20 protein-coding genes are annotated in these 23,786 nt (G+C 58.7%); 9 read left to right on the forward strand and 11 right to left on the reverse strand.

The window, feature by feature from the left end; genetic code table 11:
• Positions 1–199: 199 nt before the first annotated feature.
• Genes H4V99_RS03420 through H4V99_RS03430 form a run of 3 tightly spaced genes read left to right on the forward strand, consistent with a single transcriptional unit; the run spans position 200 to position 3,210 of the window.
• Positions 200–1,318, forward strand: coding sequence for a glycosyltransferase family 1 protein (locus H4V99_RS03420; protein WP_280675537.1), 1,119 nt, complete (start codon positions 200–202; stop codon positions 1,316–1,318).
• A complete protein-coding gene (locus tag H4V99_RS03425) occupies positions 1,311–2,240 on the forward strand; it encodes an NAD-dependent epimerase/dehydratase family protein (protein WP_280675538.1) in 930 nt (309 codons plus the stop codon). The genes H4V99_RS03420 and H4V99_RS03425 overlap by 8 nt, the downstream gene beginning before the upstream one ends.
• A complete protein-coding gene (locus H4V99_RS03430) occupies positions 2,233–3,210 on the forward strand; it encodes a glycosyltransferase family 2 protein (RefSeq protein ID WP_280675540.1) in 978 nt (325 codons plus the stop codon). Before H4V99_RS03425 ends, H4V99_RS03430 begins: the two co-directional genes overlap by 8 nt.
• A gap of 122 nt (positions 3,211–3,332) precedes the next feature.
• Here H4V99_RS03430 and H4V99_RS03435 read toward each other — a convergent pair whose 3' ends face one another.
• Together H4V99_RS03435 and H4V99_RS03440 are read right to left on the reverse strand one after the other, a co-directional pair.
• A complete protein-coding gene (locus H4V99_RS03435; RefSeq protein ID WP_280675542.1) occupies positions 3,333–4,454 on the reverse strand; it encodes an ABC transporter ATP-binding protein in 1,122 nt (373 codons plus the stop codon).
• A gap of 78 nt (positions 4,455–4,532) precedes the next feature.
• A complete protein-coding gene (locus tag H4V99_RS03440) occupies positions 4,533–5,453 on the reverse strand; it encodes an ABC transporter permease (RefSeq protein ID WP_280675545.1) in 921 nt (306 codons plus the stop codon).
• A 603-nt stretch (positions 5,454–6,056) separates the two neighbouring features.
• Here H4V99_RS03440 and H4V99_RS03445 point away from each other — a divergent pair.
• The gene (locus H4V99_RS03445; protein ID WP_280675547.1) at positions 6,057–8,333 is read left to right on the forward strand and encodes a hypothetical protein; all 2,277 of its coding nucleotides are present in this window, start codon (positions 6,057–6,059) and stop codon (positions 8,331–8,333) included.
• Positions 8,334–8,684: 351 nt separating this feature from the next.
• On the opposite strand, the gene H4V99_RS03450 is transcribed toward H4V99_RS03445, so the two are convergent.
• The 4 genes from H4V99_RS03450 to H4V99_RS03465 are packed head-to-tail and all read right to left on the reverse strand — an operon-like array spanning position 8,685 to position 11,900.
• On the reverse strand, positions 8,685–10,289 hold the full coding sequence (locus H4V99_RS03450) for a DUF2142 domain-containing protein (protein WP_348522353.1): 1,605 nt from the start codon (positions 10,287–10,289) through the stop codon (positions 8,685–8,687).
• Between the two features lie 44 nt (positions 10,290–10,333).
• Complete coding sequence (locus H4V99_RS03455) at positions 10,334–10,789, reverse strand: GtrA family protein (RefSeq protein ID WP_280675551.1); 456 nt, start codon at positions 10,787–10,789, stop codon at positions 10,334–10,336.
• Positions 10,790–10,793: 4 nt separating this feature from the next.
• Complete coding sequence (locus H4V99_RS03460; RefSeq protein WP_280675553.1) at positions 10,794–11,174, reverse strand: DUF2304 domain-containing protein; 381 nt, start codon at positions 11,172–11,174, stop codon at positions 10,794–10,796.
• A 6-nt stretch (positions 11,175–11,180) separates the two neighbouring features.
• On the reverse strand, positions 11,181–11,900 hold the full coding sequence (locus H4V99_RS03465; RefSeq protein WP_280675555.1) for a glycosyltransferase family 2 protein: 720 nt from the start codon (positions 11,898–11,900) through the stop codon (positions 11,181–11,183).
• Between the two features lie 213 nt (positions 11,901–12,113).
• Between H4V99_RS03465 and H4V99_RS03470 the strand changes: the two genes are divergently transcribed.
• Both H4V99_RS03470 and H4V99_RS03475 read left to right on the forward strand, forming a co-directional pair.
• Positions 12,114–13,709, forward strand: coding sequence for a DUF2142 domain-containing protein (locus H4V99_RS03470; RefSeq protein WP_280675557.1), 1,596 nt, complete (start codon positions 12,114–12,116; stop codon positions 13,707–13,709).
• Positions 13,702–14,865, forward strand: coding sequence for a glycosyltransferase (locus tag H4V99_RS03475; protein WP_280675559.1), 1,164 nt, complete (start codon positions 13,702–13,704; stop codon positions 14,863–14,865). Before H4V99_RS03470 ends, H4V99_RS03475 begins: the two co-directional genes overlap by 8 nt.
• On the opposite strand, the gene H4V99_RS03480 is transcribed toward H4V99_RS03475, so the two are convergent.
• From H4V99_RS03480 to H4V99_RS03490, 3 genes are read right to left on the reverse strand one after another with little or no spacing between them, the layout of a single operon-like run.
• The gene (locus H4V99_RS03480; protein WP_280675561.1) at positions 14,841–15,935 is read right to left on the reverse strand and encodes a glycosyltransferase family 1 protein; all 1,095 of its coding nucleotides are present in this window, start codon (positions 15,933–15,935) and stop codon (positions 14,841–14,843) included. The genes H4V99_RS03475 and H4V99_RS03480 overlap by 25 nt on opposite strands.
• Positions 15,936–15,937: 2 nt before the next feature.
• Positions 15,938–17,080, reverse strand: a complete 1,143-nt coding sequence (locus H4V99_RS03485) for a hypothetical protein (RefSeq protein ID WP_280675563.1) — start codon at positions 17,078–17,080, stop codon at positions 15,938–15,940.
• 5 nt (positions 17,081–17,085) lie between these two features.
• Complete coding sequence (locus H4V99_RS03490; protein WP_280675565.1) at positions 17,086–18,039, reverse strand: glycosyltransferase family 2 protein; 954 nt, start codon at positions 18,037–18,039, stop codon at positions 17,086–17,088.
• A 90-nt stretch (positions 18,040–18,129) separates the two neighbouring features.
• On the opposite strand from H4V99_RS03490, the gene H4V99_RS03495 reads away from it, so the two are divergent.
• The 3 genes from H4V99_RS03495 (at position 18,130) to H4V99_RS03505 (ending at position 20,601) form a co-directional block, all read left to right on the forward strand.
• On the forward strand, positions 18,130–19,299 hold the full coding sequence (locus H4V99_RS03495; RefSeq protein WP_280675567.1) for a glycosyltransferase family 2 protein: 1,170 nt from the start codon (positions 18,130–18,132) through the stop codon (positions 19,297–19,299).
• Between the two features lie 2 nt (positions 19,300–19,301).
• Positions 19,302–20,288 (forward strand): glycosyltransferase family 2 protein, encoded by a 987-nt coding sequence (locus H4V99_RS03500; RefSeq protein WP_280675569.1) that lies wholly within the window; start codon positions 19,302–19,304, stop codon positions 20,286–20,288.
• 88 nt (positions 20,289–20,376) lie between these two features.
• A complete protein-coding gene (locus H4V99_RS03505) occupies positions 20,377–20,601 on the forward strand; it encodes a hypothetical protein (protein ID WP_280675571.1) in 225 nt (74 codons plus the stop codon).
• A gap of 50 nt (positions 20,602–20,651) precedes the next feature.
• Here H4V99_RS03505 and H4V99_RS03510 read toward each other — a convergent pair whose 3' ends face one another.
• Both H4V99_RS03510 and H4V99_RS03515 read right to left on the reverse strand, forming a co-directional pair.
• Positions 20,652–21,941, reverse strand: coding sequence for an O-antigen ligase family protein (locus H4V99_RS03510; RefSeq protein ID WP_280675573.1), 1,290 nt, complete (start codon positions 21,939–21,941; stop codon positions 20,652–20,654).
• Between the two features lie 25 nt (positions 21,942–21,966).
• Entirely contained in the window at positions 21,967–23,268 is a 1,302-nt protein-coding gene (locus H4V99_RS03515; protein ID WP_280675575.1) for an O-antigen ligase family protein, read from the reverse strand.
• Positions 23,269–23,786: the final 518 nt, after the last annotated feature.

Genomic DNA, 23,786 nt, shown 5'->3' on the forward strand with positions numbered 1-23,786 from the left:
CGATTGATCTAGAGGGCAACTTTTGAGCATGTTACATAGGAGCTTTCGCATCATTCGTGACCAAGGACTGCGAGCGTTCGTTGGAAAAGTTGTTCATTCCGTACTGAGGCCGATACGTATCCTCCGGGCCGGAGGCCCGAGGTCTTTTCTCGCCCGCAGCGTCAAGAAGGCGAGCGCGATATTGATTCGGAACGCCCCCGTGATGCTCGTTGCAAACGACGACGCTGCCCGTGTCGATTGGACGCAGAAGCCCGATTGGCTCGACAAAATGATTTCTGTCGATGGCGGTCCCATTGAGATTGGGTGGATTATGTCGCCCCCGGGTGCCGAGAGTGGTGGACATCAGAATCTGTTTCGTTTCATAGACATCGCAGAGAAAGCCGGGCATCGGTGTGCGATTTATCTGTATACGACGGGGTCGCAGGACGTGAGCATCCCAGATATTCGGTCAATGCTGAGACAGTCATCCGCATATCCGGAAGTGGCGGCGTCAATCGAAATATATGACAAGGAACGCGGGGTGCATGGAAATACTCAAGCACTGTTCGCGACGGGCTGGGAAACTGCCTACCCAGCGTTCCTAGACAAAACACTCGCACGGCGCCTGTACTTCGTCCAAGACTATGAAGCCAGCTTCTATCCACTGGGCAGTGAATCTCTTCTGGCCGGCAACACGTATCACTTTGGTTTTCACGGGATCACGGCTGGAGGGTGGCTCTCAGAGAAACTGTCTGCGGAATACGGTATGAAGACAGATCACTTCGACTTCGCCGTTGACAAGTCGCATTACAGTGTGACGAATTTTGACCGCCGCAACGAAGTCTTCTTCTACGCACGCCCCGTCACGCCTCGTCGTGCCTTCGAATTTGGGCTCCTAGCACTGGCGGAATTCGCGCGTCTTAAGCCCGATGTGAAAATAAACCTAGCGGGCTGGGATGTATCCAACTGGGTGATCCCCTTCGAATACACGAATTTATCCAGTCTCGACATCTCGGAACTGAATGCTGTTTACAATCGGTGCGCGGCGGGACTCGTCATGTCTTTGTCAAACATGTCGCTTTTGCCGCTTGAACTGCTGTCTAGTGGCGTGACGCCAATCGTGAACGATGGTCCCAATAATCGCCTGGTATCCGACAATTCATTCATCGAGTACGTCCCGGCCTCGCCTCAGGCAATCGCTCGGAAGATGGCGGAAGTCTTCGACCACCCTGATGCCGTGGCTAGATCAATTGAAATGTCCCAGTCTGTTGCCGAGATAAACTGGTCCGACTCGGGGTCTCAATTCTTGGGTGCTCTTCAAGGGGCCATGCGTGGCTAAAGTTGTCGTCATCGGGGCTAACGGCTTCATTGGATCTCACCTCGTTGACGGCTTGGTGGGTGCGGGGCACGAGGTTACGGCGTTCGATCGCTTTAGCACGGCCCGTCCAACGTTCAGTGCCCTCGGAGTTACAGTAATTCAAGGTGAGTTTCTCAGTAGGGCAGATTTGGAAAGTGCTGTCCGTGGGCAAGATTACGTCTTTCATTTTCTATCCACGACAAGTCCCGCTACGGCAGAGGCCGACCCCACCCTCGATATTCGCACAAACGTTGCGCAGACGGTTGAGTTGCTCGAGGCGTGCGTTGCGGCGGGGGTAAAGAAGTTTTACTATGCTTCAACCGGCGGTGCTATCTACGGTCCCCAAGATAAGGCTGAATATTCGGAGATGGACCGTGCGTTGCCGATCTCTCCTTACGGGATCGGCAAGCTCTCGATCGAACATTACCTGCACTATTTTCGCAAGAAACACGGACTGGATTCCACATCGCTTCGGATTTCTAATCCCTACGGGACGCGGCAGAAGCCCAATAGAAAGCAGGGACTTATTCCGATTGCCCTCCGGCAAATCGTCCTAGGCCAACCCGTCATTCGGCTTGGTAGCGGTTCTATGGTGCGCGATTATGTTTATGTAGAAGATCTCGTTCGGATGGTCATACCCATGGTCGGTGTGGACTCGCAATTCGACCTGTACAACCTGGGGAGTGGTGAGGGGCACTCGGTGGCTGGAGTCATAGAGTCTCTGCGTCGTGTCACGGGCTTGGACTTCGATGTGACCGAAAAACCCACCCCGGCGACCTTTGTTGATCGAGTTGTTCTCAACACTGGCCGCTACCGGTCGGAATTCGGTTCAGTAGAACTTACCATCCTAGACGAAGGTGTTCGTAGGACTTACCAAGAGATTAGGGGCCAGTCCAATGGCTGAAAAGCCGCTTGTAACAGTAGCGATCCTTACGTATAACGGTGAAACCTATCTGGAACAGATATTGCGCGAAGTGTCTGCGCAGGTAATTGCTGGTGTCATCGAAGTTCTCGTGATTGATTCTGGTTCAACGGACTCTACCTTGGACATAGTAGGGCGCTTTCCTCACGTGATTCTTCACGAGATCCCGAATTCAGAGTTTGGTCATGGGAAGACTCGGAATTTAGCTGCGTCACTTGGCACCGGCGAATTCATCGCTTTTTTAACTCACGATGCTATTCCGGTGTCCAGAGAGTGGCTTCGGGAGCTTCTTGCGCCGTTCGCTCTCGATGAAAGCATTGTCGCCGTTATGGGCAAACAGATTCCAAGACGGGGCTGTTTTCCGCTGTTGAAGTATGAAATCGAGGGTGTCTTCGCGGGACTGGGACCAGACTTTGGAACTTCCATCTTCTATAAGGATCAATTCGTTCAAAGCGAGGGTGTTCTGAACGCTGTGAGCTTCTATTCCGATGTAAATTCCGCAGCTAGACGTGACTTCCTCACTCGCACTTTGCCATATCGAGATGTTCGATATGCAGAGGACCAGCTCTTCGGTAAGGACCTGATTGAAGCAGGTTTCAAGAAGGCGTATGCCGGCCGTGCTGCTGTCGAACACTCAAATGACCTGACGCTTGACGAGTATCGCCGCCGCATCTTCGACGAAACTGTCGGGCTCAGGCAGATTGGCTTCCGAATCCCAGTCTTGAGCGGGAAAGACCAGCGACGGCTTACCGTCCGGGGGATCGTGGGTGACTCTCTGCGAATACTTCGTGATGGGAGCTTTAGCTGGAAGCGCAAGCTTTTCTGGATTGCTCGTAACCCGATTTACCAGGCTGTCAAGTGGAAAAGCTATCGTGCGTCTACACTCATCGACCTAAATGATGTGGACGCAGTGAAGTCAGGCTCGCTCGAGCACAGTCGAAAATCGAGTTGAGCCGGTAGACAACGACATCGCTTCGACTGGTCTTTTCGAACTTGAAAAGCCGTCCGTGAGGTCGGAATCCGAACCCACGCTCTACAGCTCGTGGTTCGGTCAGGGCTGGTGAATCATTGAAGTTAAACGGCGTGAACGGTCGGATCTACGGTCCAGTTGGGCCGAATCCGCAGTAGACCCGTGGAGTATTGGTCGTTCGGCATGTCGAACGCCGCAGCATTGGGCCTGCGATCTACGGTTTCCCCCGAGGGCAACGCAATACCGACACTCACGAGATACTTCCCCGCGCCAAGCCGGACGTCCGGAAGAACAACTTGAATCGTATGACGTCCAACGCTGGTTGGCAGTGAATGTTTTAGAGCGAAGGTATCTGAAGAGTAGATCCGCATACCCAAGGTAGTTTCGATTGCTATTCCCATACCCCAACCAGGAGTCGCCTCCTGAACATCAACGGTAGCAACGACGACTACATCTACAGATCCATCTCCGATCACTGTGTGAGTTGAGACATCGGAAATCAGTAGTCGTGAGACCTGTGTCTCGGCCTCTCTCGCTAACTGAACATCGGTCATTCTGTCAGCTTCATAACCGTCCCGCAGGACTCGAATTCCCTCTGCGGGGTCGCCGTCATGGATCATGGAACCGGACTGCATAACCACTACACGGTCACACAAACGTCCGACTTGGTCAGACGAATGACTGACGAGGACAATCGTTCTGCCCTCGGCTTGAAACTCGGCAATCTTGTCCATGCATTTGCGCTGAAAGGGTTCGTCACCGACGGCCAATACCTCATCGACCAAGAGAAGATCTGGGTCGACATGAATTGCGACAGAAAAGGCCAAGCGCACGTACATGCCGGAACTGTAAAATTTCACTTGGGTGTCAATGAAATCCTCGATCCCAGAAAAATCTACTATCGCATCGAAATGTCGATCGGTTTCCTGTCGGCTCAGCCCTAAAATAGCGGCATTCAGATATACATTTTCACGCCCGGAAAGATCTGGATGGAACCCAGCGCCGAGCTCAAGAAGCGCAGCCATTCTCCCTCGTCGAACGACCGAACCAGTCGTGGGCTGAATGATGCCGCCGACCACCTTGAGAAGTGTTGACTTACCGGAGCCGTTGTGTCCGACAAGACCGACAGTTGAGCCGGTGGCAATATCCAAGGAAATATCCTGGAGGGCCCAAAAGTCCTCAACGCGTTTTCGAGCACGGCCAAGGAACATGATTCGTTCCTTCAACGATTTATCCTTGTGGAGATGGAATCTTTTCGAAACGTCCTGTACTCGGACGATGCTCGGAGAGTTGCTCATGGTCAGTTACAGCTCCTGTGCAAAGTTGCCTTGAAGGCGTGAAAATATTCGCTGAGCAACCCATAGCAAGACGATGCTGACGCCGACCGAAACCCAGAGTCGAAGTGCCAACTCTGGCGGGAAGTTGATTTGCGTGGACTCTGTGGATCCAGCAAGCCACAGTGCCTTTTGCATTCCCAGAACGCTCAGCGTGACAGGATTCGCTAAATAGAGCTGCTCTAGCCAAGTGCCACCAATGGCGCTGTTGACAAAGCTAAACGAATATACGACGGGCGATCCCCAGAACAGCACCGTCAGGACGACTTCAATGAGGTGCTGAAGGTCTCGCAGGTAAACCGTGACCGCCGCCAGCACCATCCCGATCGCTGATGCGAAAACAACAATGTTAGCGAGGGCGAGAGGTGCGAGCGCCAAGTCGCGTGTGAGCGGTACTTGGCCTGCAACTATCGTTGCAGCAATCAAAATGATGAGCTGCAGACAGAAGTTGAAGAGACCGCCACCGACAGCGGCAAGTGGGAAAATCTCTCGTGGTAGATACACCTTCTTCACGAGTCCAGCATTGTTCACTATTGACATCGTTCCGCTGGAAACAATTTCCGTAAACAGACCCCAGACTGTCAAGCCAACAAAAACGAATATGGCGAAGCTAGGGATACTTCGAGCGATACCAAGAATTTGACCGATCGCGAAGTAGTAGACCAAGAGCTGAGCCAGTGGCTTGACCAGGCTCCACACAAGCCCCAACGAGCTGTCCTTATACCGTGCCTTAATTTCCCGACGGACGAGAAGACCCAAGAGCTCCCTATGTTCTAGAGTCTCTTTTATCGACGACCACGTACCTGTAACGAATCCCGTGGATTGCCCGACGGGAAGGAGTGGTTCCTGAGCGATGCGTTTCGCTCGCTCGTCGGCATGAAGACTGGACATGGATCACTCTCGATTGTGGCGGGGGACAGGAGGAGTCTAGGCGAAAATTCTGTGAGGATCCGTTTTGAGGATCTTGCCCAAAAGGGGGGTAAGCTTAGCATTCTTGTCTGGCAATGGGATGGGTCCTTGACACGTGAAACAAATAGGTCTTCGGCAGAGGCGCGGGTGGGCGTCATGGCTGCTTCTCAGCCTCACCATTGGAACGTTGGCCGCTTGTGGTGTTGATGACGGCGGATTGCGCCAGCCAACCGTCACGGCAACGCCAACGTCACCATCAGAAAAGCCGAGCGAGAGTCCCACGCCGACACCGCAAATTGAGGCCGTGGTGTCCGTTGCCGGCATGGACGTGGATGGACAAAACGTCTCTGCTTCCGGGTACGTGTCTGGACTCATCGAAGATGGCGGCACTTGTTCGTTCGTTTTCTCCGGAGCAGATCGTGATGCGACACGGACCAGCCGTGGAATAACCAACGCCTCGACCACTTCTTGTGGGCTCATTCAGATACCTGCGAATCTCTTCATGAGAGGCGCCGTCGAGCTCGTTTTGACCTACTCTTCCGACAGCGTGACCGTTTCGTCGCAGCCAATGATTTTGGAGATCCCGTGAATATCAAGAGGGTATTAGGGGCGATCTTGGCCGCGGTACTTGGCGCTACTCTTCTGGTGGCGGTCTCTCCGCCCCTAGAGGCAAAGGCTGCGAACTCTGCCCTGTTCGATCCGGGCAACATCATCAGTGACGCCGTCTTCTTTGATGGAAGCGCATTGACTGCAGGCTCCGTACAGGCATTCCTTGAGGAGAGGGTCAAAACGTGTCGGAGCGGTTACACCTGCCTCAAGGACTACCGGCAGGACACTCCGTCAAAGGCTGCTGTTGCGGGAAGATGCGCAGCCTATTCTGGGCGCGTTGGAGAACGCGCCGCTGACATCATCACCAGGGTTGGCAACGCGTGCGGAATTAGCCAAAAGGCGATGCTGGTCCTTCTCGAAAAGGAACAGGGAATCGTCACAGACACTTGGCCGTCAAGCCGTCAGTACCGGAGCGCGACCGGTTATGGATGTCCAGATACTGCCGACTGTGATGCAAATTTCTATGGTTTCTTTAATCAGGTTTATGCCGCGGCGCTACAGTTTCAGTATTACGCCGCAAATCCAACCCGCTGGAACCATATTCCTGGGCGCGTGAATTCAGTCCGCTTCCATCCCAATTCGGCTTGCGGTTCCAGTTCTGTATTCATTCAGAACCAAGCAACGGCCGGCTTGTATAACTACACGCCGTACCAGCCGAACGCCGCGGCGCTATCGAATCTGTATGGAACTGGTGACTCATGCAGCTCTTACGGAAATCGAAACTTCTGGCGACTTTTTAGCGATTGGTTCGGCGACCCCACAACGGGCACGAGCTTGCTCCGGACAAATTCGAACGCAACGGTTTACCTGATTTCAGGTTCAAACAAATTCCCGGTGACGAGCTTGAGCGTTCTCGGATCGCTTTCTCCATTGGGCAAGCTTGGATACGTGTCCCAGTCTTATCTGGACAACTTTAAAACGGGTGCGCCTGTTGGACGCGCGATTCGAGACAGCTCAGGAACGATCTTCTTCTTCGACGCAGGGATCAAGCTCCCATTCCCCTCGTGTGCCCTAGCTCAAGATTATGGAGCCTCGTGTGCTGTTGATGGCTACACGCAGATCACAGATCAACAAGCCAACATGTTTCAATCCGGACCAGTGATGACGTCTGTTCTTGGCACGGTGGAGGGCAGCCGCTATTACATCAAGAGTGGAGAGAAAGCCGAGATTCTCGACGCTCAATCACAGGCTCTTGCAGGGATTTCCAGCCAGATGAACGTTCTCACCGAAAACGCGGTGGCGGCCTTGATCCTAACGAAACCCATCATTCGGGACGGTGTTTTTGCCAGATCGCGATCAACTGGAAGTTCCTTTCTGCTCGCAAATAGTCAGCGCTATGCCATCGATGCAGAATCTGAAACGGCGTTTGGCGTAACGCCTCGCATTAGCGGTTCTTTGACTTCCCCAAGCCTCCTGCGCATTCCTCTCGCGACAGCCCCCTTTGCAGGTGTCGTTCAGGCTTCCGCGTCCGTACGAACCCTCAGTAGTGACGGGTCTCGTCAGCTCACGGGCGGAGGCCTCACTGTGAGCCCGATTGCGGTCCCGCAATCACTGATTTCGACCTATGTGGCTCAGCCCTTAATTGCGCCTGGAGCATTCATAAAATCGCCCGGGGACGGGACCGTGTATGTGGTCATGCCGACGGATATTAGACCCATCAGCGGATGGGACGCACTGGAGGCGCTATCCCCGGACAGAGAGCCTGTTATCGCCACCATTCCTTCTCAGGTTATCGACGTGTTGAAGTCAGGGCCCGTGGCGCTTCGCGCTGGAACTCTTGTGCGTTCGCCCTCAAACGCAACGGTTTATTTTGTGAATGGGGTGACGAATCGAATCGCGCTGTCAGACTTTAATTTTCCAAACGAAGCAGGGTTCAAGGAGTTTAGCTATTCGACTGAGGAACGAATTCAGGCGTATCCACTTGGCGCGGTAAACATGACTTTTGGCGTCTCGTGCGGCGTAGACACCTTCGTCTCTGCTGGCGGTGCCGTCCATGCCGTGGCACCAGACTTGAGGGCACTGTACCCCTTTGCCTTCGTTTCTATGGACTCCTTCACATGCGCTCTGATGACACAAGGCGCGAGTGCGTCAAACCTCATCCGCACACCTGACGGGTCCATCTACCACCTTGTCGCGGGGCAAAAGAGACCAATCACGTCTTCCACACGTTTGAACGAACTCCGTGTTGGGGACAACTGGTTGAACGTCCTTCCAGCCTTCGCTGCGGCGATCCCTACGGGGCCGACAGCCTAAGGTTTTGAGATTGGTCCCCTGAAAGGACTTCATTTCCTGGATGAATCCCCGGACTGCTTAGGGCGGAGAGCGTGCTTCGGCAAAACCGCCCGTGCCAGGCCAAAGCTGTCAGGTGCGAAGTGTGTATTTGTAAATATTCGCGTCAGGCGTGCGTTCTTCTGATTGGTCTGTCTGAACGGGGAGGAAATCCTCAAGGAACGGGTGGTGGTGGGGCGGAACCCAAGACGAATTGTCGGCGACTTCTGATGCGCGATGTGCTAGGTAGTCAAGCGCAAATCACGTCTGCAGTGGCGATCTTGTGACTGTTTGACCGTAATACTGGCCCCGTCACTTTGGCCAGATAGACAAAATCTACGGCCGCTTACCAACCGTTCTTTCACGGAAGTCCAAGCGTGACACGGATAAGTTGGTAGTGACTTTCGGTCGCGCACCGTATACAGCCGTGGCGGTTGACGCGAGGATTGCGGTGTACAGGAGCACCCACACAATCCAGCCGAAAGGTGGCAACCATTGGGGGTTTGTGAACATATCGACCCAGAATTGGTCTGTCCGGAGTCCCGTGACGTATCGCCGGAGGGGCCAGATGAATGCCACGAGGTGGCCAAAAGTGGCAGCTGAAAGAACGACGACGAGCACCCGATTGATCCGCGGTGGCCACGTACGCCCGAGGGAGCGGTCAAGAGACCTTCCCGCCGTGAGCATAAAAAGGAGGAACAGTGCCAAGTTGTATCGACCTTGCCAGATGTAGCCGCTCTCAGTGACGATGAGCGCCTGGAATAATGGCGGGAGCAACAGAAGGGCCAACGCAGCGAGCAGTGCGGCGGTAGCAGCGCGACCACGGCTGAAGGCGAGAACACTGATGACAAGGCAACCGGTCAACGTCCCCCAGACCCACAGAACGACTCCAGGTGAAGGTGTATCTAACCACCCGAAGTAGCCGATCAGACCGGTCGTGTACTCGAAGGTCTTGTCCATCGTGACCTCGAAGCCTTGGCTGAAGGTAGCACCTGCTCCGCCGAATGGCGTCGTTGAGAGGGCATCAACGGTCGAGATCCACCAAAGGGCGTATCCCGTCGCGATGGCGATGACACCGGCACCGATCCAGGTGAGCGGCTGCCGAAGCACAGCGACAAATCGGCCGAAACGATACGAAATTATGGCAAGAACTACTGCAGCGAGCAAGAATGCGAGGGATAGCCCGCGTGCATTTGCCAAGAGTGCTGCTGCAATTGTGAACCAGACAGTCGTACTGACGGATTGGCGCGCTCGGCCACTTTGTTCCAGCAGAAGGGCAAGATTGGCAAATACCGCGCCGGAGGCAGCAATTTCAAGAGAATTTGGATTCACGGAAGCGTTGAGGTAGAGCACCATCGGCGTGATCGCTACGCCAGCGGCAGCGATTGACCAGCGACGACTGCTGAGTCTAGACAGAGCTTGGAACATGCTGGCCAAGAGAAGACAACTCAGTGCTGCACTGATCATTCGCATGGTGTAAAAACCAAGTTTGCCGTCGAATACGAGTGAAGGTAATCCCGTGATCGCGTAGTACACGGGGTTGTAATAAGCGGCGCTTGTCGATACTGAGGTCGGGTTCGTCACGTCGACTAAGTTGATCGCCGCACAGCTGGGTGCAACATCGGCTTGAAAGGCAAAGCACGTTAACTCGTGGCTTAGCGCTACCCATTTGGGAACAACGACCTCGGGGAAAGGACTGTCTGAAGTGACGGTACCCGTGAGTTCACCACGGACGACAGCTGCGGCCTTGATGGCATGTGAGGGTTCATCTGGAACGCTCATGAGGGGCGAAGCGACAACCCAGCACCCACTGAGCGCTAGGAGCACCACAAATGCGAATAAGAAGACCCGCCACGATGCCGGGCCGCTGGCGGAAGGCTTGTTCAGGAGCAAGAGGCTACGCATCGAGAGCCCTCGGTCCGGCGAGTTGACACGAGACATGCAGAGCCTTTCGAATGTTGAGCGTGTTTTCTAGAGGATTATCGTCAGGAAAGTCTGGGAGGGGCTACAGCATCAACGTCGCGGGTTCGCGCGAAAACCCAATAACGGAAAACAAAGTAGTTCCAAGCCGTTGTGACAATTGTTGCTGTGATCTTTCCGATCCCCCATCCCAAACCCGTTAGGTCTACGAGCCAGACGATGCCCACAGTGGCGAGTGTGTTGAAGGAGAGCAGGATCAGGTATTTGACAAGTGTGCGACCATGCCCTGCCCGCGATCCGAACGAGAAGGCGCGTTGGAGGGAGTAGTTGAATGCGAAAGTCAGGAGGAATGCTGATGCAGTCGCAAGCCACAATTTCCAACCCAATACCTGGTGGAAAAGCCCGAGTAACCCGATATCAATGAGAAAACTCAAAGCCCCGATTGTCAGATATCGGAAGGCGCTGTGGTGATAAAGGTCCACTAATCTTCGTCGAGTGATCGTCGTGCGTCTAGACGTCATGAAGTCACTTCCCTGGTGATCGTGGGTCGTTTCCGAGGTATTCACTCAGGATGGAAAGTCGTTGCTCCATCAGCGCTGTGTGCTCGGCAAGAGAGCGGGTCTTCTCCTCGAGCGTCGTGAGTTCAGAGCTGTGTTGAACGGTGACAAAGAAAAGAATGATTATGCTCACGAAGAAGACGAGATTGCTGGGTACTTCAACGCCCACGAGGGACGATGCCCACTCCAAGGTCTCTGGGAAGATGCTAACGACGACTGAAAGCAAGGCAGCCAAGAGCCACCAGAATGCGTGGCGTTCGCGAAATTTCTGGCGCCGCAGCATTTCAATCACCGCGAGCAAAGCGACGCTGGCAGCGGCTATTGCAAATACATGAGACACAGGATTCATTCTCCGTCAGCCTTTGCTCGAGATTGGCGTGCGCCATAACGCTATGACAAGAGCCATGCCCGCCCGGCCCAAGTAGACAGCACTCTTCCAAGGATTATGCGACGGCACGCCGCCAGCTCTTGGTCGCATTTCTACAGGGACTTGGGCCACAGAGTATCCGGCACGCGAGGCGAGAACGAGAGATTCGATGGTGTCACCCAGGTACTCCGCAGGATAATTCACTGCGAACAATCGGACCGCACGTGGCCCAGCAGCCTTAAAGCCACTTGTGACGTCAGTCAGTGGGGTGTGCGCTATGCGGCTAATTACGGTGGAGAGAAACTTCATGGCCCACTTTCTCGGACCACTGACCTCGTAGTCGCCGCTTCCTGCAAATCTTGCGCCAATAACTATATCGACGGCGTCAAGGCGCGCAAGGAGGTCAGGCACATTCCGTGGGTCATGTTGGCCATCCGCGTCCAGTTGAACAACATTTTCGAAACCGTTTGCCAGAGCGTAGCGAAAGCCGAGGCGCATTGCTCCGCCAACACCTAAATTGAACGGCAGGTTCAGCACCGTGGCCCCAGCGGCTGACGCAAACTCTGCAGTCTTATCCGTGGAACCATCGCTCACGACGAGGCACGAGACACCTGGAAGTGTTGTTAGCACCTCCGTCACGACCGCACCCACGACTACTTCCTCGTTGAATGCGGGCATCACAATTAGCGTGTGTTCGAGTGACGGCATATGAATTATTCTAGTGAGGGCGAACAAGGGTCATTCGCGCAGTCGGCAGGGTTAGACGATGGCAGTTCTTGAGCCTCGGATACTCTGTAATCAGCGCGACGTGCGTCAAAGATTCGGCGGGAGCCTTGAAGCTTGCCAATAACATCTCTTCCTTTCTCTGAGCGGTTGTCGATATACGCGTCTCGCGGAGGGTCGTCACCCCGAATCTTCTTCATGGCCTTTCTCTTCTTTGCCCTCATGTCGACGGCTTGGGCGCTAGCAAGCCCCATATTCTCTGTTCCCGACGAAAATGCCCATGCGGCCAAGGCGATAGCGCAGGTCCGCGGCGATGTCTTCGGACATCAGGTTCCCGGAGTGAAGTACACCGTCGTTGATCTTCCGCCGGAATACTCCTACAGCCAGACCATTGTGTGTTTTCTGTCTAAGCCGGAGATTCCGGCTGCATGTGAATTCGAACTCGGAGATAACGGCGGTCAACGCTGGTTTCCCACGTGGGTGAGTTCATATAACCCGCTCTATTACTACGCCGTCGGCTGGCCCACTTTGATCCTTGACGGCTCGGCAGGCATCTACGCCATGCGAATGGTGAGCGGGCTGCTTTGCGCGGCGTTTGCTGGGTTGGCATTCCAGGTGGCGATGTCTGCACGGCGATCCCGGTGGATGCCTCTTGGCCTTGCTTTTGTGTTCACCCCCATGATCACCTATCTGTCGGGCTCGGTGAACCCTAACGGCATTGAAATAGCTGCGGCCGCGGCGCTGTGGATCTCACTGCTACGACTGTTGCAGCAGTTCGAGGGTAGTGACGACGGAAGCGCGTCGCTCCTTTCGCGTCGCTACCTGTGGTTTGCCGTCACTCTTTCCTCTGTTGTACTCGCTACTGCTCGGTCGCTGGGGCCGCTCTGGCTTGTGCTTATTGTTCTGATCTGTTTTTTCGCCTCAGGCTGGCACACAGTTCGAAAGCTGTTCTCAACGGGCTCTAGTTATACAGGCTTAGGAATCGTAGCTGTGGGTGGAGTTTTTTCCATTACCTGGACGCTGAGCGGTGGAAGTCTCTCAGGGCAGGCTGAAGCGTCGGATGCACCCCTCGTTGGCGCATCATTCTTGCAGGGGTTCGCTACGATCCTGCGGTCAACACCCGATTACGTTGTTCAGGCAATCGGCTTCTTCGGTTGGGTCGACACGCCCCTGCCCGAACGTGCATATTGGCTATTCATCGCCGCTTTCGCCATTCTTATACTTCTCGCGTTCGCTGTAGCTGGTCGACGCAATCTACTTGTCCTGGCTGTTGTCATCAGTGCAGCTATTCTGGTGCCTCCGTTGGTGCAGGGCTACAGCGTGAGCCAAACGGGGATCATCTGGCAGGGGCGCTACGCTCTTTTCCTCTACGTAGGTGTTGCGATTCTCGCAGCGTGGGTGCTATCGGGCAAAGACGGTCACCATCTATGGAATTTGGCGCCGCGGCTGACCGTTTTTGCTGGCAGTAGCCTGGCCGTGTATGGATGTATTGCGTTCTTTATGGTGCTCAAACGCTACGTAGTCGGTCAGGCACAGGGAGTCGACGCCATGTTCAACACTCCGGCCTGGCAACCTCCACTGGGATGGATGTTTCTGATGGTCGCCTTTGCCATCACGTCTTTCGCATTTGTGATGTGGTGCACTCGGCTGGCTGTTCTCTCTGACTCCGGCGGGGTCGGTAGGGCCGAGAAAACGACAATCTCGGCCGTCGGTGAGGTGATCCCGGCCGTGACGACCGGTGGGAATAACTCTCGAGGAGCGAAAAAGAACGGAGCGTCTGCAATCGATGCCTGAACCGCGCGTCGCCATCGCCTACGACTGCCTTTTCCCCACCAACAGCGGTGGGGGCGAGCGCGTCTACCGTCGTTTGGCCGAGGTGTTTGTGGAGCGGGGAAGCCATGTTGACTATCTCACGCGGCAGCAGTGGGAGGCGGGGTCTGCGCCTGCGGCCACGTTCTCGGTAGTGCCGGTGTGGCACGGCGATATTTACGACGCCGCCGGCACCCGCCGTCCGCGCAGCGCCGCCCTGTTTGCGCTCGCGCTGTTTCGATACTTCGTGCGCCACCGAGCGCAGCACGACATCGTCGTTGTCTGTGCCCTGCCGGTGCTGAACGTTTTCGCCGTGCAGCTTGCCCTCCTTGGCACCCGGAGCTTCATCGTGTCGGACTGGCTGGAGGTGTGGGATTGGCGCAAATGGCGACGCTACTCCGGAGCCGCAGTGGGAACCATCGCCTTCCTGCTGCAGCGTGTAGCCCTTCACCTGGGCCACCTGCACACGGTGAACAGCACGTTCACGGGCAGTCGCATTCGCCATTATCGACGCGGTGCCCGGCCCGTGACTCTCGGCCTTGTTGATGTGGCAGGCAGCGCCACGGATGCCCCCACAGCGCGTCCCGCAGAGCCGTCTCTCGTCTTCGTTGGCCGTCACATTCCCGATAAGCGGCTCCGTGACCTTCTGCCCGCGTTGGTGATCGCCCGCACCTCCATCGAAAGCCTCACCCTCGACATCGTGGGAACGGGGCCGGAAACGGCGGCCGTCACCGCACGCATCCGTGAGCTTGGCCTTGATGACTGCGTGACCCTGCACGGTCGCGTGGCCGAGCCGGAACTGCAACGCCTGGTCTCCAGTGCCCGCGCACTGGTGAATCCGTCCGAGCGCGAAGGCTTCGGTCTGGTCGTAGCCGAGGCGGCCGCGCTCGCCACGCCGAGTGTGGTGGTGGCCGGGGTGAACAACGCGGCCGCCGATCTCGTTGTTGACGGCGTAAACGGATTCGTCGCATCCTCCATTGATGCGCAGACGCTAGCGGATGCCCTCGTGCGCGTTGTCGAGGCCGGGGAGCCGCTGCGCAAGTCGACCCGCGACTGGTTTGCCCGTGCCCGGGTGACGAGCGGATTGGGTCAGTCGGTTGATGCGATCACCCGGGCTTACGAGTCGCGCAGGGCCCGCTGAAAAGAGGCGACGGTGCCGTGCGCTGAACGCTCCCAGGAGAACAGTTGGGCTTGCTTCGTGCCAGCAGCCCCGCGCTCAGCCAGCAGCTCGGGCGAGTGAAGCAGATGTGTGATCGCCGTCGCCAGCTCGGCGGCGCTACTCGCGTGCACGTAGGTAGCGGCGTTGCCAGCGATTTCCCGCAGCACCGGAATGTCGGCGCACAGAACCGGACACCCGAGCGCCATGGCTTCCAGCACGGGAAGGCCGAAACCCTCGAACGACGTGGGAAAAACGAACAGCGTGGATTCGGCGTAGAGCGTCTCCAGCTCGGCCGTACTGAGCCAGCCACGCAGTGAAACGGAGGCCTGCAGACCCAAACGGGCCACGACGGGAGCGAGCGGGTCGGCTCCGTGACTGCCCGTAATCACGAGGTGAGGTCGCGTCGCGGGGGGGATAAGTGCGAGTGCGTCGAGAAGCGTCTCAAAGTTCTTGTGGGGCATACGGTTACCCACGGCCAGAAGCTGGTCGGGGCGGCGCACAATCGCACGGCCCGACGCACCGCTACGAACCTCACCGGCGAGAGGAACGACATCCACTCGCTCGGGCGGAGTTCGGAGAAACCTCACGATATCGTCCCGTGAAGCCGCACTCGGGGTGAGCACCCGGCGCGCGGTGCGTGCTGCCAGGCGAATCATGGCCCGCAGCACGTGCGAGTAGGCCCCCGGAACATATTCCGGATGCCGAAACGGCAGCAGGTCGTGCACGGTCAGCACCACGGGCACGCGCGACCACGCCGGTCCGAGATTAGCTGGGCAGTGGATCAGCTGGGCACCGGTTCGACGAGCGAATCCGGCCACGCGAAAGAGCTCGCCGAGAGCCCACTGGATGCGGTCCTCGCCGCTGATACCAGAGTCGATGATCTCGCCGGGGAACCATGATGTATCGGTGGCGGCGAGTTCGCTTGACGCCAGGCCCACGTAGGTGAGGCCATCCGCTCCCGGTGTGATGCGGCGGTAGATCTCGCGCACATAGGACTCCATGCCGCCCTTCGTGCCGGTGAAAAAGAGCAGGTCCACGAGTATTCGGGTCATGGTCAGCGCGCCACCGTTGCGTGCGGCAGGCGCAAGATTCGACGCCGCGCCACCTCGTAGAGAACGCCAGAAAGGAGTTCCGCGATCATGAGAGCGGCGAAGATGAGCACGAGACTGCCGGTCGTGAGGGCCGCACTGGCCAAACCGAAGGCCACAACGGAGCTGGCCGCTCGCAGGAGGGTCACGAGCCGGGCGTGGCCCATTCGGCGCAGAGCGGTGAAGGGCAGCGTGGGCGCGAGGGACGCGGCTCTCCACGCACACGCCACCAGAAGGGGAACCAGCGTGTTCTGCACCGTCCACGCCTCGCCAAACAGCAGAGAAAAGAACCCGAGTGCTTCCATGACCAACAGGGCAATAACAGCAAGAACAAGAGACCCCGTTGACACCCAAATGTCCGAGGTGGAATGGGCCTTGAGTAGCCGAAGTCGCAGAAAATTGAGCGGGATGGCGAGCAGCCCCGACACGGTGGAGATTGCGGTGAAGAGCACCGCACCGGCCGGCCCGAGAAAAGCCAAAATCAGTGTGTTCAGCAGCGGGAAGACAATTCCGGTGATGCCCACATCGGCTACCACCCAGCCGGTAGCCGAGCGTTCCGGCCGGCTCGCTCGGTGCGCAACCGGGAAGGCACGCACCACGGTGGCGATCACTATTCCGGCCAGAAGCGGAAGCAGGCTCCAGGTGGCGCCTGAGAACGCAGACACGACGCCCATCAGTGCTCCGAGCCCCACGCCAGCGCATGCCCACACCTCACGGACATCCAGCCGTTCGGCCACCGAGACGCCGCGGCCTACTTCGAGCGCTGCAACGAGAACAGGGAGGCCCAAGCAGAGGGCGATCGCACTCGTGTAGTTCAATGCCACGAGGAGCGCGGTCAGGAGAGCGGCGACGGCGAGCCAGCGCGGAAAGGTGACCCGGCGTTCGGTGGTGCGTGAGCTTAGGCGCGACTCGACGATGGCGGCGAAGGCGAGTTGCCCCACAAAGGTGGCCACCATGATCGCCACGGCGATGAATCCACTCTCTTCCAGAGTGAAAACCCGGGCGGCAATGGCCAGTGTTGCCGCGGGAATGACAGCGAGGGAGATGCCGCCAGCGAGCGAAATTGCAGACAGCGCAACGCCTTTCGCGCGCGACGAGGACGAACTCACCGACGTCACCGCCGAGGTCGCCGTCGATAACCGCCAACACGTAACTGCAGGGATTCGATCAGGCCGATGGATCGGTCGATTCCCGGGGCACGTGACGGTCGAGTCGAGGCGGCGCGTCCTGCGCGCCAGCCTGCCAGTCGACCGCGGGTCGCAGCCAGGTCATGTGAGAGCAGGAGGTCCCCACCGCAGACTATGAGCTCGGTCGTGAGGGCGCGCACGCCGTGACGACCACGCATGATTCCCCACGCACGCAGAAGATAGCCACGTCCGAATCCGGCACGTTCACGTTGCCGAGCCGACCCGCGACCCGAGGTGGCGCCGCCGAGATGCACGCCACGGGCATCCGTCACCGCCGTCGTGTGCCAGCCAGCCGCATTGAGCCGCAGCGCGAGGTCAAGCTCTTCGCCATACATAAAGATGCCCTCATCGAGGAGTCCCACAGCGTCGAGGGCGCGTCTGCGATAGGCAGCCACGGCACCGTAGGGACCAAGCAGGGTGGGCTCAGGAATGGTCAGATCAGCCAGGGTGGCACCGTGGTACCGAACATAACCGGCAACGGTGGGGTCAGCGCAGAGGCCCACGGCATCGATCGTTCCGTCGGGCTGAAAGAGCAGCGGAGCAGCGCTGCCGAGCTCAGGGTTGACCGTAAACGGTGCAATCAGGAGTTCCAGGAGGGTCGCATCCGCTTGCACATCATTGTTGAGCAGAACAACGATGTCGCCGGTTCCCGCCGTGATGCCGTGGTTGCAGGCTGCCGCAAAACCGCTGTTGCGTTCGAGGACGATGAGAGTGACCTCGGGGTAACCGGCTGTGATTTGCGCGGCCGTGTCGTCCGGGCCGGCGTCGTCAACCACGATGACACGATGGGCGATGCTCTGCCGACGCAGATGGTCGAGGCAGTCTTTGGTGAGTGCCCAGTTGCCGTAGACCGGAACGATGACGTCAACGGTGAGACTCATCTGTGCCTGACCTCCTTTGAAGCTACTGCTGAACGACCGGTATGATGATTACGCTCAGGAACCAGCGATTAAGGACAAGTCCTCCGTTACATGATTATCTCAGAAGCTATCGAACTGACGATCCTCATGCCGTGCCTGAATGAAGCGGAAACGCTGGCCGTGTGCGTGACGAAGGCGCTCGGGTATCTCGAGCGCAGCGGCGTTGTCGGTGAGGTGTTGATCGCCGATAACGGCAGCACGGATGGGTCACAGCAGATCGCCGAGGCGCTCGGCGCTCGGGTGGTGGCGATTTCGGAGAAAGGCTACGGCAGCGCACTCAACGGTGGCATCGAGCACGCCCGCGGTACCTATGTGATCATGGGCGACGCCGACGACAGCTACGACTTCAGCAGCCTCGACGGGTTCGTGGAACGACTGCGTGCCGGGGATGAGCTGGTGATGGGCAACCGCTTTCGCGGTGGAATTGCTCCCGGAGCGATGCCGCCCCTGCATAAGTACCTCGGAAACCCGGTGCTGTCGTGGATCGGACGTTCGCTGTTTCGGTCACCGATCAAGGACTTCCATTGCGGGCTCCGCGGGTTCAACCGTCAGTCGATTCTCGATCTTCACCTGCAGACCACAGGGATGGAGTTTGCAAGTGAGATGGTCGTGAAGTCCACGCTTGGTGGTACCCGCGTCAGTGAAGTTCCCACCACGTTGAAGAAAGACGGCCGTAGTCGACCGCCGCACCTTCGTTCGTGGAGAGACGGATGGCGCCACCTCCGTTTTTTGTTGATCTTCAGCCCCCGGTGGTTGTTTCTCATTCCAGGAACGGCCGCATTCACGCTCGGAATTGCGGGTGTGGTTCTGCTCGCCTTCGGGCCAGTGGTAGTTGGTGAGGTGGGGTTCACCTTTTCCTCGCAGATGTATCTGGCAGCACTTACGGTAGTCGGCTATCAGTCCGTGCTGTTCGCGATCCTCACCAAAATCTATGCCCAGCATGAGGGATTCCGCATTCCGCGCAGTCGCAGTTTTGAGCGCCTCGAGAAGCGCATCAGCCTCGAGAGCGGTGCGATTGTGGGTTTGGTGTTGTTCCTCGTGGGTCTGGGCATTGCCGTGGCACAGTTCTCGGGCTGGGCGGCTGCAGGCTTCGGCGAGCTTGAGGCGGGGGCTACGCTGCGACTGGCCATACCCTCGGCACTCCTCATGATGCTCGGAGCGCAAACCATCATGGCTGGCCTGTTTCTGGGTGTGCTCTCGGTCGGTGTGAAGCGACGATAACGATGACCGTGTCTGTTGCCCTGTGTACCTACAACGGTGCCACGTACCTTGCGGAGCAGGTGCTCAGCATCCTGAATCAAACCATGCCGCCCACTCAGATTGTGGTGTCGGATGATGGCTCCACCGATGAGACGCTTCAGGTTCTTGACCAGGTGCTCTCAGCGTGGTCTACGGCGCATCCGGGCGATACCCTCGAGGTGATGTTGCTGCGCAATGCTACAGCCCTGGGTGTAACGGCGAATTTCGAACAAGCGCTCGCAGCCTGCACCGGCCAACTGATTGCCCTCAGCGATCAGGACGATGTGTGGGTGCCCGAGCGTCTTGAGCAGATGGCGGCGGAGTTTGACCGTCGACCCGCGTTGCAGCTGCTGCATGCGGATGCGCGGCTCGTGGATGAAGCCGGTAACCCTCTCGGTTACTCGCTGTTGAGCACGCTGGGAGTATCGACAACAGACCTGACGGCAGTCCATGAGGGGCGTGCACTTGATGCGCTGTTGCGCCGCAACATTGTGACCGGGGCAACGATGATGGTGCGCCGTGAGCTGGTTGCTCGTGCCCGGCCCTTTCCGCCGGCCTGGGTGCACGACGAATGGCTGGCCGTTGTGGCGGCAGCGACGGGGCTTGTTGATCTGCTCGAGAAACCGCTCACGGATTACCGGCAGCACGGCAGTAATCAGATCGGTGTGACGACTCTGGATGCCTCGGGCAAGCTGGGGCGCCTCCGTGCGCCTCGCTCCGCCCGCAATGCCCGGCTGTTGGCCCGAGCCACTGCTTTGCAGGATCGTGCGCCTGCATTGGACCCAGCACCATCGGACCTGGTGTTGCAGACGATTGCGGCCAAGGTGGCGCACGAGCAGATGCGGTCCGGGCTGGCTCCCGCGCGGCTATTCCGGATTCCGCCGATTCTGCGAGCCTGGCGCGCCGGGAACTACACCCGCTTCGGTCTTGGTCTGCAAGACGTGCTTCGAGATCTGGTGCAACCCGTCTGATGGCGTGGGGCAGCGGTCTCCCACGTAAACTGCAAGGCATTGCCGTGCGGTCTCGTCTGCCGGCGCTTCAGACCGAGAGGGAGTGACCATGCTCGATAATCAGCCATCCCGACGTAACCCGATGGACGAAGAGGCCCGACGCCGCAAGCTGCAAAGAGGTGTGCTCGTTGCCGGGGGTGCGTTCGTACTCGTCGTGATCGCCTTGATCGTCACCGTGCTTCTGGTGAGCTCGGGGCAGCGCGAATCCGAGTCCACGCAGACCCCCGCGGCTCACAGCATCATCGACGGGAACGGCGCCGTTCTCACGGTGTAGCACAGAGGTGCGGGCGTGCTGGGGGCCGCGCGCGGCATCCGCTGAGAGAGCTACTCGCTTTTGAAGGCGAGAGCGCTGCGCCAACTCATACCCTGGGCGGCCTTCACAGCGCAGATGCAGAGTAAAAGCCAGCCGAACTCCACGAGGATGGTGCTTTCGGCGGCGCTATTGACGAGCAGCGCCACGAGGATGAGTGTGGGCCACACGTACACAATCGACCGCTTGGTACTGGCGAGCAGCCACGAGCGCGCGAGGGCCAGTGTTACGAGCACGAGGAACGCCAGAAAGCCGATGAGGCCGAGCTGAAAGTACACGTCCAGGTAGGCGTTCAGGCCCGACGCGTGCACGCGGCCGGTGGTGAAATCGAGCCAGCCGTAGGGCGTGGCGCTGCTGGGCCAAATACCAGCCCAGCCCCAGCCCTCGAGCGGATGCAGCTTCACGAGTCGCCACATCTCGGTCCAGAGGGTGGTGCGCACCTCAAACTCGCTGCCGGCGTTGAGCTGGCCGATGATCACACCACGACCAAACCAGACCGCCACGCCAGTGAGCAGGGCCGTACCGAGGACGACCAGCTGGAGCCGCCAGCGGGATGCCGCCGGTGTGCGGCGCAACCAGGTGAGGGCGAGCGTGGCCAACACCACGACGAGGCCCACCACCAGAATCACGGGTGAGCGGGCGAAGAGCACACAGATGGCGGCGAGCCAGAGGGAGCCGATGCCTTTGCCACGCGGAAGAGAGCGTGCTCGGAGCTCCACGGCAAAGGTGATGAGGGCGATGAGCGCCACGAGGCCGAAGATATTCCGTGAGCCGAATACGCCCTGAAGCGGACCCAGATTGGCGATATCACCGGTGATGTTGAGGAAGGTGATGGGCAGGTCGAGCAGCGCGCCCGAGAGCACCTCCAGAAAGAGGGAGAGGCCCAGCAAGACGCGCAGCACGTCGCCGGTAGCCCGCACCACTTGAAACGTGTCGCGAACGAGCGCCACATAGATGGCGAGAAAACCGAACGCAACCTGGTAACCGACACCGGCGAGCGTATGGAGGGCGTATCCGCTCCACACCGCTGAGAGCGCGCACCACGCCACGAACACGATGATCGACAGGGGCAAAAGCCCGTGCCACTCGACGATGGGCCGGCGAGCGAGGAGCGAGAGTGTGGCGAGAACGACGAGACCCATGACGATGCCCACGAGGCCGGCCCATCCCATCATGCTGCGCAGCAGATGGGTGGAGAAGGCGGTGCCGATGATGACCGTCGTCAGCGACGCCGCGAACTTGGGCGAGGCGAGCACGCGCTTGACACCCTCGGGCAGGGTCGGGGGAGTGCGCGATGAGGTCATGGACTTACTAATTTACCCGTTGCACCTAGGGCATGGGTGCAGGCGTGCCCTGCTGTCGCTTGGTCATGACGGCCATCACCACGAGCAGCACCCATCCGTATTCGATCAGCAGTCGACTCTCGGCCACGCTCTGTGCCAGCAACGCGGCCATGATCAGCAGGGGCAGCAGAGCGGATGCCGCAAACGGTGCGTCGTCCTTCACGCCCAGCCGTGGGCGATCGATCGCAAGAAACCAGGCCCGCCACAGGGTGGCCAGCACGAGAGCCACAAACACCACCAGGCCCACAATGCCGAGTTGCAGCCACACATCGAGCCAGGCATTGTGCGCTTGCAGGTAGGTCACGCCCTTGCGCACGGCGAGACCCTGGAACGGTTCCACCCATGGCACCCAGTAGCTCACCCAGCCCCACCCGAATGCTGGGCGTTCACTGGCGAGCTCGGTGACGCTGTGCCAAATGTCGAAGCGACCCGTGAGGTCATCGCTCTTGCCCAGCAGTTGAGTAAGAAGTGGAAAGAACGCCAGTATTGCTGCCACGCCGGTGACAACGGATGCCGCCGCCACGATATACACGGGCCGCCGCGCCTGGTGATGCACGCTCCGGGCCCACAGGGCGAAGACCAGGGCTGCGAGCACAACGAGGGTGGCGAGCGTAACCGTCGACGACCGGGTGAGCAGCAGGGTGACGATGGCGAGAACGAGCCAGATGATGCCCCAGCCGCGTTTGACGGTGCGGGCGGCAAGCTGCACCGCAAAAACGATCACGGCAATGAGGGCAATGAAACCCAACAGGTTGCGGTTGGCAACGATGCCCTCGATAGGGCCGCCGTCGAGCAGGAGCCCCCGGGACCAGTAGAACGCCAGCGGAATCTTGCCCTCGTATTCCACGAAGAAGGGAAGCACGGGCTGTTGAATCACCGCGGCGACGAACAGTTCGAAGGCGAGAGACAGCGCCAAAATGTAGCGGAGGGCGACGGAGAGGGTGCGGAGTAGTTCCGCCCAGGTGAGGACGAGGGCCACGAACAGGGCTGCGATCGTGGTGATCCACTGCAACCCCACGCCGAGCAGGCTGGCTCCCGGGTAGAACGACCAGAGAATCGACAGGGTCGCCAGCAGCATGAAGATGATGAGGGCCTTGGGGAACCGGCGCCACTTCCAATCGGGCCGTTCGGTAATGAGGCCCACCACGCTGCCGACAAGCACGATCGCCACGACGGCGCCGAACCCCCACCATCCGCCGAGGTTGCGCCAGAACTGGCCGGCCAGAACCGAGAACAACACAAACGTCGCAAACGTGCGAACGACGAAACGGCTGCGGACGGCGGACATGGTCCTAACGTTACCGTTCGTCGCGTCCGTGCAGGCGCTGGCCGACGTGGGCGGGTCGGCCTGTTGCCGAGCGGATGCCGGCGGCCTTCGCGGGTTCCCCGCGGCCCGGACGGTGTGATTGTCGCTGGTCACCGTGGTGGGTGGGTGGGTCTGTCTGGTTGCCTGGTGGTGTTTGGTCCTTCCGGGTGGCGGGGAGGGTGCGATGGGCGTCGGTGACGTGGGTGGTTGGGGGCTGTCCGGTTGTGTGGTGGTGTTTGGTCCTTCCGGCGGGTCGGGAGGGTGTGAATGGCGCCGGTGACGTGGGTGGCTCGGGTTTGTCTGGTTGCCTGGTGGTGTTTGGTCCTTCCGGGTGGCGGGGAGGGTGCGATGGGCGCCAGCGACCGGGGTCGGTTGGGGTCTGTCCGGTTGTGTGGTGGTGTTTGGTCCTTCCGGGTGACCCGGAGGGTGTGATGGGCACCGGTGACGCGGTCCACCTAGGTCTGCCCGGTTGTGTGGTGGACCTTTTTGCCTGCCTGGCG

The organism is Cryobacterium sp. CG_9.6, assembly GCF_029893365.1.
In the GTDB taxonomy this organism is placed as follows: domain Bacteria; phylum Actinomycetota; class Actinomycetes; order Actinomycetales; family Microbacteriaceae; genus Cryobacterium.

Coding starts and splice junctions, on each gene's coding strand:
- H4V99_RS03500 (WP_280675569.1), top strand. CDS start 19,302: ATGACCGTGTCTGTTGCCCTGTGTACCTACAACGGTGCCACGTACCTT.
- H4V99_RS03515 (WP_280675575.1), bottom strand. CDS start 23,268: ATGTCCGCCGTCCGCAGCCGTTTCGTCGTTCGCACGTTTGCGACGTTT.
- H4V99_RS03455 (WP_280675551.1), bottom strand. CDS start 10,789: ATGACGTCTAGACGCACGACGATCACTCGACGAAGATTAGTGGACCTT.
- H4V99_RS03460 (WP_280675553.1), bottom strand. CDS start 11,174: ATGAATCCTGTGTCTCATGTATTTGCAATAGCCGCTGCCAGCGTCGCT.
- H4V99_RS03510 (WP_280675573.1), bottom strand. CDS start 21,941: ATGACCTCATCGCGCACTCCCCCGACCCTGCCCGAGGGTGTCAAGCGC.
- H4V99_RS03465 (WP_280675555.1), bottom strand. CDS start 11,900: ATGCCGTCACTCGAACACACGCTAATTGTGATGCCCGCATTCAACGAG.
- H4V99_RS03440 (WP_280675545.1), bottom strand. CDS start 5,453: ATGTCCAGTCTTCATGCCGACGAGCGAGCGAAACGCATCGCTCAGGAA.
- H4V99_RS03495 (WP_280675567.1), top strand. CDS start 18,130: ATGATTATCTCAGAAGCTATCGAACTGACGATCCTCATGCCGTGCCTG.
- H4V99_RS03470 (WP_280675557.1), top strand. CDS start 12,114: ATGGCCTTTCTCTTCTTTGCCCTCATGTCGACGGCTTGGGCGCTAGCA.
- H4V99_RS03490 (WP_280675565.1), bottom strand. CDS start 18,039: ATGAGTCTCACCGTTGACGTCATCGTTCCGGTCTACGGCAACTGGGCA.
- H4V99_RS03480 (WP_280675561.1), bottom strand. CDS start 15,935: ATGACCCGAATACTCGTGGACCTGCTCTTTTTCACCGGCACGAAGGGC.
- H4V99_RS03505 (WP_280675571.1), top strand. CDS start 20,377: ATGCTCGATAATCAGCCATCCCGACGTAACCCGATGGACGAAGAGGCC.
- H4V99_RS03475 (WP_280675559.1), top strand. CDS start 13,702: ATGCCTGAACCGCGCGTCGCCATCGCCTACGACTGCCTTTTCCCCACC.
- H4V99_RS03430 (WP_280675540.1), top strand. CDS start 2,233: ATGGCTGAAAAGCCGCTTGTAACAGTAGCGATCCTTACGTATAACGGT.
- H4V99_RS03450 (WP_348522353.1), bottom strand. CDS start 10,289: ATGTCTCGTGTCAACTCGCCGGACCGAGGGCTCTCGATGCGTAGCCTC.